The 16,638-nt window shown below is 64.3% G+C and carries 16 protein-coding genes; 11 read left to right on the forward strand and 5 right to left on the reverse strand.

Features of this window, described 5'->3' with window-relative positions:
• Positions 1-3: 3 nt before the first annotated feature.
• From K0P03_RS26570 to K0P03_RS26585, 4 genes are all read right to left on the reverse strand, one after another.
• Positions 4-870, reverse strand: a complete 867-nt coding sequence (locus tag K0P03_RS26570; protein WP_272791124.1) for an ABC transporter permease — start codon at positions 868-870, stop codon at positions 4-6.
• Positions 871-1,075: 205 nt separating this feature from the next.
• Positions 1,076-2,146, reverse strand: coding sequence for an extracellular solute-binding protein (locus tag K0P03_RS26575; RefSeq protein ID WP_443020609.1), 1,071 nt, complete (start codon positions 2,144-2,146; stop codon positions 1,076-1,078).
• Between the two features lie 45 nt (positions 2,147-2,191).
• On the reverse strand, positions 2,192-2,809 hold the full coding sequence (locus tag K0P03_RS26580; protein WP_272791125.1) for a helix-turn-helix domain-containing protein: 618 nt from the start codon (positions 2,807-2,809) through the stop codon (positions 2,192-2,194).
• Between the two features lie 159 nt (positions 2,810-2,968).
• Positions 2,969-4,930, reverse strand: coding sequence for an oxidoreductase (locus tag K0P03_RS26585; protein WP_272791126.1), 1,962 nt, complete (start codon positions 4,928-4,930; stop codon positions 2,969-2,971).
• 159 nt (positions 4,931-5,089) lie between these two features.
• Between K0P03_RS26585 and K0P03_RS26590 the strand changes: the two genes are divergently transcribed.
• Entirely contained in the window at positions 5,090-5,752 is a 663-nt protein-coding gene (locus tag K0P03_RS26590; protein WP_272791127.1) for a helix-turn-helix domain-containing protein, read from the forward strand.
• A gap of 2 nt (positions 5,753-5,754) precedes the next feature.
• Here K0P03_RS26590 and K0P03_RS26595 read toward each other — a convergent pair whose 3' ends face one another.
• Positions 5,755-6,660 (reverse strand): LysR family transcriptional regulator, encoded by a 906-nt coding sequence (locus K0P03_RS26595; protein ID WP_050744708.1) that lies wholly within the window; start codon positions 6,658-6,660, stop codon positions 5,755-5,757.
• A 215-nt stretch (positions 6,661-6,875) separates the two neighbouring features.
• Between K0P03_RS26595 and K0P03_RS26600 the strand changes: the two genes are divergently transcribed.
• The 10 genes from K0P03_RS26600 (at position 6,876) to K0P03_RS26645 (ending at position 16,633) form a co-directional block, all read left to right on the forward strand.
• Positions 6,876-7,673: a transporter substrate-binding domain-containing protein gene (locus K0P03_RS26600; protein WP_023513327.1), complete on the forward strand. Its 798-nt coding sequence runs from the start codon at positions 6,876-6,878 to the stop codon at positions 7,671-7,673.
• Between the two features lie 80 nt (positions 7,674-7,753).
• Complete coding sequence (locus K0P03_RS26605; protein ID WP_272791128.1) at positions 7,754-8,479, forward strand: ABC transporter permease; 726 nt, start codon at positions 7,754-7,756, stop codon at positions 8,477-8,479.
• On the forward strand, positions 8,472-9,149 hold the full coding sequence (locus K0P03_RS26610; RefSeq protein ID WP_272791129.1) for an ABC transporter permease subunit: 678 nt from the start codon (positions 8,472-8,474) through the stop codon (positions 9,147-9,149). The genes K0P03_RS26605 and K0P03_RS26610 overlap by 8 nt, the downstream gene beginning before the upstream one ends.
• 9 nt (positions 9,150-9,158) lie before the next feature.
• Positions 9,159-9,902 (forward strand): amino acid ABC transporter ATP-binding protein, encoded by a 744-nt coding sequence (locus tag K0P03_RS26615; RefSeq protein WP_272791130.1) that lies wholly within the window; start codon positions 9,159-9,161, stop codon positions 9,900-9,902.
• Between the two features lie 111 nt (positions 9,903-10,013).
• On the forward strand, positions 10,014-11,528 hold the full coding sequence (locus K0P03_RS26620) for a M81 family metallopeptidase (protein ID WP_272791131.1): 1,515 nt from the start codon (positions 10,014-10,016) through the stop codon (positions 11,526-11,528).
• A gap of 140 nt (positions 11,529-11,668) precedes the next feature.
• A complete protein-coding gene (locus tag K0P03_RS26625; protein ID WP_050744713.1) occupies positions 11,669-12,715 on the forward strand; it encodes a LacI family DNA-binding transcriptional regulator in 1,047 nt (348 codons plus the stop codon).
• Complete coding sequence (locus K0P03_RS26630) at positions 12,708-13,730, forward strand: ABC transporter substrate-binding protein (protein ID WP_023513333.1); 1,023 nt, start codon at positions 12,708-12,710, stop codon at positions 13,728-13,730. Before K0P03_RS26625 ends, K0P03_RS26630 begins: the two co-directional genes overlap by 8 nt.
• Before the next feature lie 281 nt (positions 13,731-14,011).
• On the forward strand, positions 14,012-14,839 hold the full coding sequence (locus K0P03_RS26635) for an ABC transporter permease (protein ID WP_050744714.1): 828 nt from the start codon (positions 14,012-14,014) through the stop codon (positions 14,837-14,839).
• The gene (locus tag K0P03_RS26640; RefSeq protein ID WP_023513335.1) at positions 14,836-15,612 is read left to right on the forward strand and encodes an ABC transporter permease; all 777 of its coding nucleotides are present in this window, start codon (positions 14,836-14,838) and stop codon (positions 15,610-15,612) included. The genes K0P03_RS26635 and K0P03_RS26640 overlap by 4 nt, the downstream gene beginning before the upstream one ends.
• Positions 15,605-16,633, forward strand: a complete 1,029-nt coding sequence (locus tag K0P03_RS26645; RefSeq protein ID WP_050744716.1) for an ABC transporter ATP-binding protein — start codon at positions 15,605-15,607, stop codon at positions 16,631-16,633. Before K0P03_RS26640 ends, K0P03_RS26645 begins: the two co-directional genes overlap by 8 nt.
• The last annotated feature ends 5 nt before the right edge of the window (positions 16,634-16,638 follow it).

Here is a 16,638-nt window from a genome sequence, read left to right on the forward strand (position 1 = left end):
CGTTTACGCCTCCCTGCGGGTCGAGGAGTGCTTCTGGCGCATCAGCGGGGCGGCGATGGCGAGAAGCACGAAGGTGGCGACGAGGAGGACGACGCCCATCGCGCCGCCGCGGCCCCAATTGAGCAGGCTCAGCACCTGGTTCTGCACCAGCGAGGACAGCATGGTCGAGCGCGGGCCGCCGAGAAGGGCAGGGGTGATGTAGAAGCCGAGCGACAGGATGAAGACGATGATGACGCCGGCATAGACGCCGGGCAGTGACAGCGGCACGTAGATCTGCAGGAAGGCGCGCCAGGGTTTTGCGCCGAGGCTGCGGGCGGCTTGCAACAGGCGCGTGTCGATGCCCTTCATCACGGAATAGATCGGCAGGATCATGAAGGGCAGCAGCACCTGCGTCATGCCGATGATGACGCCGGGCAGCGTGCGGATCAGTTTTACGGGCGGCAGGCCGATGCCGCGCAGGAAGGAATTGATGACGCCGGAATCCTGCAACAGGATGACCCAGGCCAGCGTGCGCACCACGCCGCTCAGCCAGAAGGGCACGAGCACGCACAGGATGAGCGCAAGCCGCACATTCTTGCCGACGATGGTCATGGCGTAGGCATAGGGATAGGCGCAGATGAGGGAGACGAGCGTGACCCAGGCGGCGACGACGAAGGTGCGTTGCAGCACGGTGCGGTTCACAGCGGATTGGAAGAACCAGACATAGTTGTCGAGACCGGGCGCGGGATCGGTGAAGCTCCGCACCACGACGATCGCCAGCGGATACGCGAGGGCGACGAGCAACACCAGCACGGCGGGGGCGGCGAGCCACACCGCACCGCGCGGGCGCCATCGCGTAAGGAGAGCGGGCCTGTCAGGCGTGTCGGTCACGGTCGTCTCCTGTGGTTCGGTTGGGTGGCGGCATTCTCAGTTGGGCTGGCCCCTCATCCGGCCTGCCGGCCACCTTCTCCCCGTAAACGGGGCGAAGGGGATAGGCCGCACCGTTTTCCGCAATCAGAACCGGTTCGTGGGGCAGGTCCCCTCTCCCCGCTTGCGGGGAGAGGGGTAGGGTGAGGGGCAGTCGCCGCCGTAGGCCTCAGTTACCGGAAAGCAGCGCGTTCCACTTTTCCGCGGCGAGATCGAAATTCTTCACCCAGAACGGGATGTTCTGCTGATAGCCTTGGGCGATGCGCTCGGGCGTCGAGGTGAGGAAGGCGGCGGTGGTGTCGTCGACCTTCGGCTTGGCGTCGAGGTTGATCGGCGTGTAGGAGGTCTTTTCGGTGAGGATCGCCTGGGCATTCGCGCCGAGATAGGCATTCAGCAGCGCGTAGGCGGCATCCGTGTCCTTGACGCCGACCGGGATGGTCATCTGGTCCATCACGACCAGCCAGTCCTGCCAGACGGGCGTATAGGCGGCGCCGTTCTTCACCGCGGTCATGGCGCGGCCGGTCCACATCATCACCATGTCGGCCTCGCCGGATTCGGCGAGCTGCTGGCTCTCCGCGCCGGTCTTCCAGTAGATCGTGTCGGGCCCGAGGTCGCGCAGCTTCTGGATGCCCTTCTCGATATCGTCAGGCGTCATCGCCTTGGGGTCGCCGCCCGTCGCCTTGAACGCCTGCTCGATCAGGCCGCCGGTCGGATCGCCGGAACCGTCGATGGCGCGCACGCCCGGGAATTTTTCCGTGTCGAAGAAATCGGCCCAGCTCTTCGGCGGATTGTCCTTGTAGGTCTCGTTCTTGTACATCAGCACGACGCCGTAGTTCATCGCCGGAACCGAGCATTCGCCGACCTGGCCGGGCGGGATTTTCGAAACGTCGAGCTTGGAGAAGTCCAGCTTCTGGAACAGCGTGCCGCAATGCACGTAAGGCGGCAGGTCGGCGGTGTCGACCACGTCCCAGGTGACGTTGCCGGCATCGACCTGGGCCTTGAGCTTGGCGATCTCCGTCGGGCCGTCATTGAGCAGCGTCACACCGGATTTCGTGACGAAATCCTGAAGGGCGGCGACCTGGCCGTCCTGGTAGATGCCGCCATAGGAGACGAAGGTCAGCGTCTTGCCCTTGAGCGAGCCTTCCTTCACATCGCCGGCGACCGGCTTTTCCTGTGCAAACGCCGGCAACGCCAGGGCGCACGTCATCGTCAGGGCAAAAGCCCTCGCAAATTTCCTCATCACTGATACTCCCAGTAGCGCTCGCGTGAATTGTTCCTGCCGCGGTTACGAGCCCGGCCGTGGCAGGTATTTGTCGAGGTCATCGGCGACGCTGGTGGGCGGCGCGATCATCCAGAGCACTTCGGCCGGTTCCGTGCCGATATTGACGGTCTTGTGCGGAACTGAGGTCGGATATTCGATGCTGTCGCCGGCCGACAGCACATGGCGTTCCTCGCCGAGGGTGAGTTCCACCTCACCCTTGAGGACGAAGAAGAGTTCATGCGAATCCCCGTGGCTGTAGGGCTTGTCGCCCGTCGAGCCGCCGGGATCGAATTCGCCGATATAGACTTCCATGTCGCGGATCGGCCGCCGTGACAGAAGCATTTTCCGATAGCCCTCGGCCGGCGGCAAAGCCGGGCGTTCATGCTTGCGCAGCACGCGGCCGACGGGCGGGGCGGCCTCCTCGAAAAGGTCTGTCAGGCTTATGCCGAGCGCACCGGCAATGCGCATCAGCGTGCTGATGTTGACGCCGCTAAGGCCCCGTTCGAGCTGGCTGAGGAAACTTGCGGTCGTTCCGGTCGCCTCGCCCAGCGTGCGCAACGACATGCGGCGGGCGGTGCGGAAGGCTTTTACCTTCTCGCCGACGGCAGCCTGGTTCCTCGTCGCGACCGCGATGTCGTCCATGGTTTTGCTCCTCACTTAACAGCGTATTAAGTGAATGGCATTTTGGCAACTGCTAAAATCAAGGCGCAACGATTTTCCCGAATTGCCCGGGATCCGCCCTCGGCGGATATCTGCTTGGCGGAAGGGCGTTCGGCAGCAAAGCCGTTTCAAAATGGCAACTTAGAGAGCGGTTCCAGCTTTCAATCCGTCATAGACGGCTTCTTCGGCGGTGCGTGGCGCCAGACAGTCTCCGATGAGATGGATCTCCGGCACCAGTCCAGTCAGCATCGTCCGCAATGCGTCGTTTGGCGCATGCCCGAGACAGAGGACGAGCGTATCCACCTCCTCAAAGAGGATCGGCTGTTCGCTGACGGTGTGTTGCAGGTAGACCGTGCCGCCGTCGCAGCCGTAGAGCCGGGCATAGGGCGTGATGCCGACGCCCTTCCTGTGCAGCTCAGCGGCGATGTTGTCGCGCACATAGAGCGGCAGAAGCTCGCCGGGGTGGGTGCCGTTGACGGCGAGATCGACGCTGCATCCCTCGTTGACCAGCAGTTCGGCAATGCCGGGGCCGATCCAGTCGCAGCGCCAGTCCGCGACGACGACGCGGCTGCCGGTCTTGGCTTCGCGGCGCAGCACCTGCCAGGCATCGACCACCTGCACGCTGTCGTCGGCGGGGATTTCCGGCAGGTAGGGGCTCGCGCCCGTCGCGAGCACGACGGCGTCCGGCCTTTCCTGTTCGATAAGGGCCACATCGACGCGAACGCCTTTGACCACGCGCACCTGCGCCAGTTCGAGTTCGCGCGACAGGTTGGTGACGATGCCGCCGAATTCGGCGCGGCGCGGCAATTGCTGGGCGAGCAGGGCCTGCCCGCCGAGCTGGTTTGCGGCTTCATAGAGCGTGACCTGATGGCCGCGTGCGGTGGCGATGGCGGCGGCCTTCATGCCGCCCGGCCCGCCGCCGATCACCATGACCTTTTTCGGCCGGGCGGCCGGGGTCAGCGTGCCGAAGGCAAGTTCCCGGCCGGTCTCCGGATGCTGGATGCAGGAGATCGGCACGCCGCGGTGAAAATGGCCGATACAGGCCTGGTTGCAGGCGATGCAGGCACGGATATCGTCCGTGCGGCCTTCTTCGGCCTTAGCCGGCATCTCGGGATCGCAGATCAGCGCGCGCGTCATGCCGCAGACATCGGCTGCGCCCTCGGCGATGACAGCCTCGGCCTCCTGCGGCTGGTTGATACGGCCGGCGACGAAGACCGGTACGCTCAGCGCCTTGCGGAAGCGGGCGGCGTCGCTGGAGAGGTACGCGTTGCGATAGGCCATGGGCGGCACGATATGCACTGCGCCGCCGAGCGAGGCAGAGGTGCCGGCGGTGACGTTGACATAGTCGACCAGCGGTTCGAGCAGGCGACAGCCGTCGAGCGCCTCGTCCGGGGTGAGGCCGTTTTCATCGCGGTCCCCGGCGCTGATGCGCAGGCCGACGACAAAATCCTCCGATGTGGCGGCGCGGATCGCCTTCAGCGCTTCCTCGGCAAAACGCAGCCGGTTTTCCAGCGCGCCGCCATAGGCATCCGTGCGGCGGTTGACGCGCGGGTTCAAAAATTGCGCCGGCAGGTAGCCGTGGCTCGCCACCAGTTCGACGCCGTCGACACCGGCCTCCAGCATGCGCCGGGCGGCCGCGCCATAGCCGGCGACGATCTCGTCGATCATCGCCTGGTCGAGCGCGCGCGGCATGACGCGAAACCGCTCGTTGGGCGTGACGGAGGGGGCATAGGCGACCGTCAGCAGGCCGTCGCCGCCCTCCATGATCTCCCGGCCGGGATGGAAAAGCTGCGAGAAGAGCGCGCAGCCGTGGGCGTGGCAGGTTTCCGCCAGTTTGCGATAGCCCTCGATGCAGCCGTCGTCCGTCGCCATCAGCATGTGCGAGGTGTAGCGCGCCGTCTCGTGCACGCCGGCCACCTGTGAGACGATAAGACCGACGCCGCCTTTGGCTCTGGCCTCGTGGTAGGCGACGAGAGCCGCGTTGACGCGGCCATCGGTCGGCAGCGTCGTGTCGTGGCCGGTGGACATGATGCGGTTCTTCAGCCGCACGCCGCGGATCGTCAGCGGCTGGAAGAGGTTCGGAAAGGCGGCGGACGTAGTCATGCTGCGCTCCCGGTCTTGCGACAGTGGCGCATGGCGCGATCGGTCCGTGCATTCTCCATCATTCAGTCCTCCCATCCTGATTGAGCGAAGCCAGGTGCTTATATTTTATTCAAAGTAAAAAATCGACGGTTTTTTTTACTAACGGCAAAATCTGTTGCCATGCGCTCTATTCTGGGCAACTTTGCCGCCATGCGCCGGTATCGCGTGGAAAGGGAAGAGGTGATGGTGGACGAGGATGTTCTTGGAGGGCAGGGCGGCGCGGTGACCGAGGATCCGGTGCTCGGCGAGCGTATCCGCGGCTTGCGCAAGCGGCGGGGTATGACGCTCGCCCAGTTGGCCGAAAGTTGCGACCTTTCGACCGGCTATATCAGCCAGATCGAGCGCAACCTTGCCTACCCGTCGATCCCGGCCCTGGTCGGTATTGCCCGCAGTCTCGGGGTCACCGTGCAATGGTTTTTCGGCGGTGCGGCGGCGGTGCCGCAGGCCGAGCAGGGGTACGTCATCCGCCGCGGCAACCGTCTGCGCATCCAGTATGACGGCGGCATCGTCGACGAACTGCTGACGCCGAAGATGAGCCTCCAGCTCGAGATGATTCACACCCGCCTGCCGCCGGGCAGCGAAAGCGCGGAAAGCTACACCCATGCGGGTGACGCCGTCGGGTTCGTCGTGACAGGCGAACTGGAGATGTGGGTCGGCGAACGGCATTTCCACCTGCGCGAGGGCGACAGCTGCTCCTATTCCGCCGGTGAGCCGCACCGCTACCGCAATCCGGGAAGCCGGGAGGCCGTCGTGCTCTGGGCGATCAGCCCGCCCAGCTTCTGACGTCAGCGCACCGTTTCGATTTCCTGCAGCAGCCAGTCGCGGAAGCGGGCGAGGGCGGGGTTGCCCTCGATACTCTCCTTCGGACAGAGGAATTTATAGGATTCCTCCGGCTGGAAGGTCTCTTCCGAGAGCACGCACAGGGTGCCGCGCGCAATGTCGGCCTCGACGAAGGCGCGGTGCGAGAAGCCGATACCGTGGCCGGAGCGCGCGGCGGCAAGCAGCGTATGCTGGTCGTCGAAGAAGAGATTGGCGTTCGTCTGCGTCTCCTGCAGGTTGTTGTGGGTCAGCCAGTTCTTCCAGTCATTGGCGTTGCGATAGTGCAGGCGCGCGACGCTGCGGCTGAACAGGAGATCTCTGGCCTGCGCGACGCTGGCGAGCAGCGCCGGGCTGCAGACGGGGACAAGGCGTTCGCGCAGCACCTCGACGGCATAGTCTCCGGCCGGAGGATGGACGCAGTACTTGATCTGGGCGTCCTCACGCTCGACGGCGCCGCTGCGCTCCTCCAGATTGCTGAGATGGAGCTGGATGCCGGGGTTCTGTTCGAGGAAGCCCGCCATGCGGGGTACCAGCACCTCCATGGCGAAGAATGGGCCAGTGCGGATACGCAGGATCTTCGCCTCGGTCTCCTGGCCGATGAGCGAGAGCACATTGGCGACATCCTCGAAGGCGCGTGTGCAGACGTCGAGCAGCAGGCTGCCTTCCGAGGTGAGGCTGACCCCGCGCGAGTTGCGCTCCAGAAGGCGGCGGCCGAGCCGCTCCTCCAGCTGCTTGATCTGATGGCTGACGGCGCCCTGGCTGACGGCAAGCTCGCTCGCCGCCGCCGTGAAGCTGCGGTGGTGGCCCACGGCCTCGAAGGCGCGCAATGCGCGCAGATTGGCGAGTTGTCGACGGTGGTGCCTGTCTGTCATCGAACCATGAGGAAAACTAATAGTTAGGAATATATCTTTTGCATTGTTGCAGCGTCGGCTCAACAGTAATCCTACAAGGGCAGAACGAAAACCGACCGGATGTATCGTTCGCCAAGACCCGGAAAATTCAGGTTGTTGCCTTCACTTCGGTGTCATGCGCTGGAAGGTGGGGCTGTGGGCGAGGCAATCCGGCGACACAACACGATGAGGGAACGATGATGAGAAAAATGGCGCTCTATGCGTGCACGGCGGTCGCGATCGTCCTGTCGGGGGCAGCATCGGCCGCAGCCGAGACGATCCGCATGGGTGCGGAAGGTGCCTATCCGCCCTTCAACTATGTTGCCGAGGATGGCCAGCTCAAGGGCTTCGACATCGATCTCGGCAACGCGATCTGCGCGGAGCTGAAGGCGGAATGCGTGTGGAGCACCAACGAGTGGAGCGGCATCATTCCGGCGCTGCAGGCCAGCAAGTTCGACATCATCGCCTCGTCGATGGCGATCACGGAAGCGCGCAGGGAGCAGGTAAGCTTCTCCGAGCCGTACTATTTCAACGCCATGCGTTTCGTCGCGTCGAAGGACCTGGACCTGAAGGACGTCACGCCCGCCACCGCCGAGGGCATGGTGATCGGCACGCAGTCTGGCTCGATTGCGGCCGACATGCTCAAGGAGTTCTTCCCCGACAATGAGGTGAAGCTCTATCCGACGCTGGGCGAGGCCTTCCTCGACATGAAGAGCAGCCGCCTCGACCTCCTGGTGGAATCGAAGATCGCCAGCGCGGATTGGCTGGCCAAGGGCGAGGACTGCTGCGTCTTCGTCGGCGAGGAGTTCCTCCAGGACGGTACGCTCGGCGCCGGCCTTGCCTTCCGCAAGGAGGACAATGCCCTTCGCGAGCGGGTGAACGCGGCGCTGGCGACCCTCGTGGGCAACGGCACCTATGAAACGATCCGCAAGAAATACTTCGACTTCGATATCCGTCAGAAACCGAAGAATGCGAGCGAGCTGTTCGCAAAATAATCCGGTCCTGACCGCATGAAACGTTGGCGCAGCCCGGCAACCGGGCTGCGCCCGCCGTCAGCCCTTGTCCGGACAGGTTCATGAACCAGCTATCCCTTCTTGCCTTCGGCGCGGGCGGATGGGGCGACGAGATCCTTCGGGGCCTTGCCGTCACCCTCGCGCTGGCGCTGGCCACCTTTCCGGTGGCGATCGCGCTGTCCTTCGCCGTGCATTGGGCACGCACCGCGTCTTTGGCGCCGGTGCGGCTCTTCGGGCAGGCCTATGCGACGCTCTTCAAGAGCCTGCCGGAAATCCTGACGCTTCTCATCCTCTACTACCAGGCTCAGGCGGTGCTGAACTGGCTGGCGCAGCGCCTATCGCCGGGAAGCGATTTCTCCATCAGCCCCTTCATCGCCGGGCTTGTCGCGCTCAGCCTCGTCATCAGCGCCTATGGCAGCGAGGTCGTGCGTGCAGCGATGAACGCGGTGGGCCGCGGGCAGTTCGAGGCGGCCGCGGCGCTGGGATTGTCCCCCATGCGAGCGTTCCAGAAGGTGATCCTGCCGCAGCTCTGGCGCCATGCGCTGCCGGGCTTCGGCAATCTCTGGGTGATCCTCTTGAAGGATACCTCGCTCGTTTCGGTGATCGCGCTCAGCGACCTCACCCATGTCGCCGTCATGGCGATCAACACGACGCGCGAACCGTTCCTGTTCTATCTCGCCATCGGCATGCTCTATGTCGCGTTGGTGACCCTGTCGTCGCGGGCGCAGAAGGCACTGGAGCTGCGGGCATCGCGCGGGTTTTCCGCCGCCGGAGGCTCGCATGCTTGATCTCTGGCTCGACAATCTGCCGCTCTGGCGCGACGGCCTCCTCACCACGATCGGTCTCACCGTCTCGGCGGTCGTCATCGGCTTCTTCCTCGCGGTGCCGATCGGCGTGGCGCGTTCGCGCTCCAGGGGCGTGCTCGGCCTCCTTGCGCTCGGCTATGTCAACGTGCTGCGCGGCCTGCCGCTGCTGGTGCTGTTGTTTCTCATCTATTACGGCGTCGGCCAGTTCAACCGTGAACTCAGGCAGATTGGGCTCTGGTGGTTCTTCCGTGACGCCACCTATTGCGGCCTTCTGGCTCTGGTGCTCAACACCGCCGCCTACCAGGCCGAGATCATCCGTGGCAGCCTCGATACGATTTCCAAGTCTGTGCTTGAAACCAATGCGGCGCTCAACCTGACGCGCTGGACGGCCTTCCGGCGGGTGCTGTTGCCGATCGCGCTTTCCAAGGCGCTGCCGGCGCTCGGCAACGAGGTGATCCTGCTTCTGAAGTCCACCTCGCTCGTCGCCATCATTACCGTCTTCGACCTGATGGGGCAGGCGCGGTTCATCTTCTCGAAGACCTTTGACCTTGGCGTCTATTACGTGGCGGCGGCGCACTATCTGGTCGTTGTCCTTCTCATCGAATGGGCCGTGCGGCGGATCGAGGCGCGCACGCCCTGGGTCGCGCGGTAGGAGAGCTTCATGCAGCAGCAGCCCGCCGTCCGCTTCGAGCGGCTCAACAAGTTCTACGGCGCCTTTCATGTGCTGAAGGATATCGACCTTTCGGTCGCCCGCGGCGAGCGCATCGTGCTGTGCGGTCCGTCCGGCTCGGGAAAATCCACGCTGATCCGCTGTATCAACCGGCTGGAACCCCACCAGTCCGGCCGGCTGACTGTCGATGGCATCCTGCTCGACGAGACGCCGAAGACCATTCGCGCGGTGCGCAACCGGGTCGGCATGTGCTTCCAGCATTTCAACCTGATCCCGCACCTGACCGTGCTTGGCAACTGCACCCTGTCGCCGATCCACACGCATGGTGTCGCGAAGGAAGAGGCGGAGGCGCTTGCCATGGCGCTGCTCGCGCGGGTGCGCATGGACGGCCATGCCGGCAAATATCCCCATCAGCTTTCCGGCGGCCAGCAGCAGCGTGTCGCCATCGCGCGCGGCCTCTGCCTCCGGCCTGAGATCATGCTCTTCGACGAGCCGACCTCCGCGCTCGATCCGGAATCGATCGCAGAGGTGCTCGAGGTGATGGCCGGGCTTGCCGCCGAGGGCATGACGATGCTGTGCGTGACCCACGAAATGGGCTTCGCCCGCAAGATCGCGGACCGCATCGTCTTCATGGAAAAGGGGGAAGTCATCGAGGCGGCGCCGCCGGACGTGTTCTTCGGCGTCGACGCGAAGGAGCGGTCCCGACGTTTCCTCAGCCGTATCGCGCAGAGCTGACGGGGGCGTCATGGCTTCCTGAAACTTTGCGCCACCTCGAAAACCGGGCCGCATTCCGCATTTTTCCACGCCAGTTCATCGTCTGCCCTTGCGGGCAGGGAAGGGTATTTCATGTCCTATCGTGTCGCCATTATAGAGTTCATCAACGAATCCAACACGTTCACGCTGAAGCGGACCGGGATCGACGATTTCCATGCCTCGCATTACTTCAAGGGCGACGAGATTCCGCAGAACTTCGCGGGCACGGGATCGGAAGTGGGCGGAGCGATGGAGGTTGCCCATGCGCGGGGCTGGACGCCGGTCTATATCGTTGCTGCCCACGCCGAACCGAACGGCATCATCCTTGAAGAGGCACGCGCGGAGATCACGCAGGAATGCCTGCGCCGGCTGAAGGAAAGCGGACCCTTCGACGGGATCTTCGTGGCGCTGCACGGCGCGATGGTGACGGAGACGGACGAGGACGGTGATTGCCAGTTCCTGCGGGAAATTCGTGCCGTGGTGGGGGATGCCGTGCCCGTCGCCATCACGCTGGACCTGCATGCCAACATCTTCGACGACCTGGCGGACCTTGCCCAGATCTCCGTTTCCTTCCGCACCTATCCGCATGTCGACATGCGGGAGGTCGGCGTCGAGGCCTGCGATCTGCTGCACCGGGCGATGGCCGGCGAGATCGCGCCGAAACTCGCCATCCGCCGCCCGCCCATGCTGCTCGGCTGCGACGACGGGCGCACGACGGACAACGGGCCGATGTGCCGCCTACTGGAAAAAGCGGCGGCGGAAGCAGCGGCGCCGGGCGTGCTCGTCGTCTCGATCAATGCCGGCTTCACCGATGCCGATGTCTGGGCCGCCGGACCAAGCGTCGTCGTCACCTATGACAGCGCCACCGTGCCGGTCGCAGCGGCGGAGGGCGTCGGGGAAAGGCTCTGCGCGGCCATCTGGTCCTACCGCAACGAGTGGACGCAGCCGGTGCCGCTCTCGGCATGCATCGCGGAACTGACGGACGCCGATCCCAGGGACGGCATCGTCGTGGTGGCGGATTTTTCCGACAATCCCGGATCGGGCGCCTATAGCGACTGCACGGCCCTGATCGCCGCCATGCTGGACGCGCAGCTCACCGATGCCGCCGCCGGGGCGTTGCTGGATCCCGATGCGGTCCGCGAGATCGCAGAGGCTGGCGTCGGGGCAAAGGTCACGGTGACGATTGGCGGGCGCACGGACCCGGCGGTCGGTGGCGGTCCCCTGACGGTGACCGGCACGGTGATGGCGATCACCGACGGCAGGTTCGTCTTCGAGGGGCCGATGTTCACCGGCCTGCCCGGCACCTGCGGCACGAGTGTTTGCCTGCGCGTCGATGGGCTCGACATCATGATCGTTTCCGAGCGCATGCAGATGCTGGACAAGAACATCTTCCGCGCCGTGGGCATAGAGCCGACCAAAAGGGCGATCCTCGCGGTGAAATCCATGCAGCATTTCAAGGGCGCCTTCGGGCCGATCGCCGCGCGCATGATCGTGACGGATGCTGGCGGGCTGAGCTCGCCGGATCTTGCGCGCAGGACCTATACGCGCCTTCGCCGCCCGGCTTTTCCTCTGGATTCTGAACAGCTTGCTGCAGCGTCATCAAACTGACGGCGTGTGCTTCCGGCGGTCGCTTTCCACGGGAACGCTGCCGCCGGCCCCTGTTTTCCACCGGCAAAAAACGGCGCCGATTGACAATGTTTTAAACTGTGCTAATGTGATTAAACGTTTAATCACATCGGTGACCAGCCGTGAAGCCTTCGCGACCCAACCTTTCGGAACTGGCGCGCCACCTTGGGGTGTCGATTGCGACGGTATCGAATGCGCTGTCGGGCAAGGGGCGGCTATCGCCGGAACTTGCCAAGCGCATCCGCGATGCGGCGGACGAATTGGGCTATGTGCCGAGCCAGGCGGGCAGGGCCCTGCGCACCGGCCGCAGCGGCGTTCTCGGCCTCGTTCTGCCCGATATCGGCAATCCGCTCTATCCGGAAATCGCGCAGGAAATCGAGCGCGTGGCGACGGGGGCGGGCTACGGCGTGCTGATCGCCAACTCGCGCGACGAGATCGCCGCGCAGGACAAGGCGATCTTCCAGCTCATCGAGCGCGGGGTGGACGGCATCGTCATCGTTCCCCGCCGCGGCACGACGGTGCCGGAAACGCGCTGCCCCATTGCGATCATCGACACGCCGACGACCCCGCGCAACACAGTCTCGGCGGATCATTTCGCCGGCGGCGCGGAGGCTGCCGGCCATCTTGCTGCGCTCGGCCACAGCAGGATCCTTCTGATCGGTGACGATCCGAGCTCGAATGTGCAGAACGCCCGTATCAATGGCATGCGTTCCGCGCTGTCGGGCATCAGGACGGAGACCATCTGGATCGTCGAACTGGAGGCCCGGCACGGCAAGGGCTGTGCGCTCGGGCTTGCAGACTGGCGGAAGCGGGGCTTTACCGCCTTCGCCTGCGTCTCCGATCCCCACGCACTGCGTGCGCTCACCGAGCTGCAATCGGCCGGCATCGCCATTCCGGCGGAGGCCAGCATCACCGGTTTCGACAATCTGCAATGGTCGTCCTTCATCTCGCCGCCGCTGACGACCGTGAAGATGAACATGCCGGAAATCGCGACGCTGGCGCTCGATGCGCTGGTCGAGGCGATCCAGTCCCGCGAGGCCTCGGACGACACGCCGAGCCCGCCCGTCACCGCTCGCAAGGCCGCCGTGCCGATGGAGCTTGTCATCCGCCGTTCCAGTGGTCCCGCGCCATCTGCCGGTTTTTTTGAGGAGGAGTCCCCGCATGCATAAGAAAGTACTGGCCGCCAGCGTCTTCTGGCTCATGAGCGGAGCGCTTGCATCCGCCGAGGAGCAGACGCTGACCATTTCCGTCTATGGCTTCGTCCAGGAGGAATTCACCGAGGCGCTCTACAAGCCCTTCGAGGCCGAATGCGGCTGCAAGCTGGTCGTCGAGACCGGCAACAGCATCGAGCGCCTGGCCAAGCTGGACGCCAACAAGGACGCTCCGGTCATCGACATGGCCGTCTTCTCGCTTGCCGATGCGCTTTCCGCCGCGCGCAAGGGCCTGACCGACAAGATCGATACGACGAAGCTTTCCAACTACGACAAGCTCTATGATTTCGCCAAGGACCCGAACGGCGACGGCATGAGCGTCGGCTACACGATCTACAAGACCGGCATCGCCTACCGCACCGACAAGATGAAGATCGAATCCTGGGCGGATCTCCTGAAGGACGACTATGCCGGCCATGTCGCCCTGCCGAACATCACCACCAACCAGGGTGGACCGGTGCTGAACATGATCGGCAAGGCGCTCGGCAAGGATTCGCCCGATCTCAAGGATGCCATGGCCGCCGTCGGCGAGAAGCGCGACGAGTTCGTCACCTTCTACGTCAAGAGCTCGCAGCTCGTGCAGCTCATGCAGCAAGAAGAGATCTGGGCCGCGCCGATGGGGCACTTCTCCTGGGCCGGCATCTCGAAGCTGGACCTGCCGATCGGCTGGGCCGCCACCAAGGAAGGCGACGCTGGCGATATGAACGCCATGGTGCTCGTCAAGGGCTCCAAGAACCAGGAATTGGCCCTGAAGTTCATGGATTTCTGGCTTTCGACGCCGATGCAGACCAAGATCGCCGAAATGCTGATCGACAGCCCGGCGAACAAGGAAGTCGTCGTCGCGCCCGAGATCGCCGAAAAGCTGACCTACGGCGCCGACGTCGCCAACAAGCTGACCTTCCTGCCGGCCGCCACCACCCTCGACTACCGTGAGAAGTGGCTTGCCGAGTGGAACGCGACGGTCGCGCAGTAAAAGGCGTTCTGAACCGAAGGCGATCGCACTAAGTTGCCCCTCACCCTCTCCCCGCAAGCGGGGAGAGGGGACTTGCCCTACGAACCGTTGAGGAATTGGGCAAGCCGGCACGGCATATCTCCTTCGCCCCGCTTGCGGGGGGAAGGTGGCCGGCAGGCCGGATGAGGGGCAATCTCTATACGCGACCGCTCCCCCTCGTGGGGAGATGCCGGCAGGCAGAGGGAAGCCCTCTGCGCTTCCCATCACCCCGAACCGCTGCCCTCTTTTCGGCAGGAGCACGCATGTTTCAAAATCGCGCTGAAGCCCTGGCGCTGGCCTTGCCGGCCGCCGTCTTTGCGACCGTCATCTTCCTGGTGCCTGTGGTCATCGTGCTGGCGGAGGGCTTTCGCAGCCCGGCCGGCTGGACCTTCTCGGCCTATACAAACTTCTTCTCTGAGCCACTGAACAGGCTGGTTCTGCTGCGCACGTTCAAGCTCGGCATCGCCGTGACGGTGGCGTCCGCCATCATCGGTTATGCCGCCGCCTTTGCGATCGTCAATCTCAGCGCCTCCGGCAAGGGGCGCATGATCGGCCTCATCTCGCTGCCGCTGATGATCTCGCCGGTCGCGCGCACCTATGCCTGGATCGTCATCCTCGGCCGCACCGGCATCGTCAACCAGGCGCTGCAGGCCGTCGGCCTCAGCGACGAGCCGATCCGCCTGCTCTTTACCGAGACGGCCGTCTTTATCGGCCTCCTGCAGCTCTTCCTGCCGCTGATGATCCTGTCGCTGATCAGCGCGCTGGAAAACATGCCCAAGGATGCCATCCTCGCCGCCCGGGTGCTCGGCGCCAACTGGTTCCAGGTGTTCTGGAAGGTCATCCTGCCCTTGACGCGCGAAGGCCTCGTTGTCGGCGGCACCCTGGTCTTCACCGGTTCGCTGACGGCCTATATCACGCCCGCCATCCTCGGCGGCTCCAAGGTGCTGATGCTGGAGACGCTACTCTTCCAGCGCGTCACCGTCGCCAACGACTTCGTCTCTGCAAGCGTCATCGCCTTCATCCTGATCGCCATGTGCTTTGCCGCGAACCTTCTCCTGAAACGGCTCGCCACCGCGAGGAACAAGCGATGAACCGCACGCTGTCCTTCACCATCCTTACCGCACTGATCGTCTTCCTGATCGGCCCGTTCCTGATCATCGTTGCCGCCTCGCTTTCGGCCGGCGATACGCTTGCCTTCCCGCCGCAGGGCCTGTCGCTCAAATGGGTGCTGAAGGTCTTCACCGTCGAGAGTTTCCGCGACAGCTTCATCATGTCGATGATCCTCGCCGTCGGCGGCACCTTCGTTGCGCTGTTGCTCGGCGTGCCGGCGGCCTATGCGCTGTCGCGCTACAAGCTGCCCTTCGGCGAGACGATCAACACCATCGTTACCCTGCCGATCATCGTGCCCGGCATCATCGTCGGTCTCGCGCTCCTGCGCTATCTCGTCGTGCCCTTCAGTTTCTCGATCGGCGTCGCGCTGTTCCTTGCCCATACGGCCCTCGTGCTGCCCTATACGGTGCGCGTCGTCTCCTCCAGCTTCAACAACCTGCGCTCCGACATGGAGGAGGCGGCGGTGCTGCTCGGCGCCACCCGCCTCGGCGCCTTCTTCATGGTGGTGCTGCCGAACATCCGGGCGGGCATTCTCGCCGCCTTCATCCTCGGCTTCGTAACGAGTTTCAACCAGGTGCCCGTCTCGCTGTTCCTGTCCGGTCCTGGCGTGCGCACGCTGCCCATCGACATGCTCTCCTACATGGAAACCACCTACGATCCCTCCGTCGCTGCGCTGTCGGCCCTTCTGGCCCTGATGTCGATCGGCATCGTCTTCCTCGCAGAACGCTTCCTTGGATTCTCCCGCTATGTCTGATCGCGCTTTCCTCTCCCTCGAAAACCTGACGCTCTCCTACGGCAATTCGATCGCCGTCGACAAATTCAACCTCGACATCAGGAAGGGCGAACTCGTCGCCTTTCTCGGCCCGTCCGGCTGCGGCAAGACGACGACCATGCGCTCGATCGCCGGCCTCCTGACGCCGACCTCCGGTCGCATCACGCTCGACGGCACGGACATCACCCGCGTTTCCGCCAACAAGCGCAATGTCGGCCTGGTCTTTCAGTCCTACGCGCTCTTCCCGCATCTGACCGTTTTCGAAAACGTCGCCTTCGGTCTGCGTTTGAAGCGCATGCCGGCCGCCGACATCGAGGCGCGTGTCACCGCCGGCCTGAAGTCGGTCGGCCTTTCCGCCTTCTCCGGCCGCAAGCCGGCGGAACTTTCCGGCGGCCAGCAGCAGCGCGTGGCGCTCGCCCGTTCCATGGTCATGGAGCCGAAGGTGCTCTTGCTCGACGAGCCGCTCTCCAATCTCGATGCGCGCCTGCGCGTCGAAATGCGCGCCGAGCTGCAGCGCGTGCAGAAGGAGACCGGGGTCACCATGATCTTCGTCACCCACGACCAGGCCGAAGCCTTGTCGCTCGCCGACCGCATCGTCGTGATGCGTGACGGCCTGGTCGAGCAGATCGGCACGCCTGAGGAAATCTACAACAACCCCGTCTCTTCCTTCGTCGCCGACTTCGTCGGATTCGAAAATGTCTTCGCGCTGAAGGACGGCAAGCTTGCTACGCCCGCGGGCGCGACCGCGCTTGCCGAGACGCTGCCCGGCAATGCCGCGGGTCTTGCCTGGCGCCCGGCAGGCGTCGTGCTCGATGCCGGCCCGTTCAGGGGCAAGGTGAAGAGCGTTTCCTTCACGGGCAATCTGCGCGAATACCTGCTCGACACGCCGCTCGGCCCCATCACGGCCGAGGTCAGTGCCGCGCTGCCGGTCCATGCACTCGGTGCTGACCTCGCCTTCGACCTGCCGCTGAAGGCGGCTGCACCCCTCCAGCGTTTCGCGTGACGGCG

It is taken from the genome of Shinella sp. HY16 (genome assembly GCF_028534175.1).
Classification (GTDB): domain Bacteria; phylum Pseudomonadota; class Alphaproteobacteria; order Rhizobiales; family Rhizobiaceae; genus Shinella.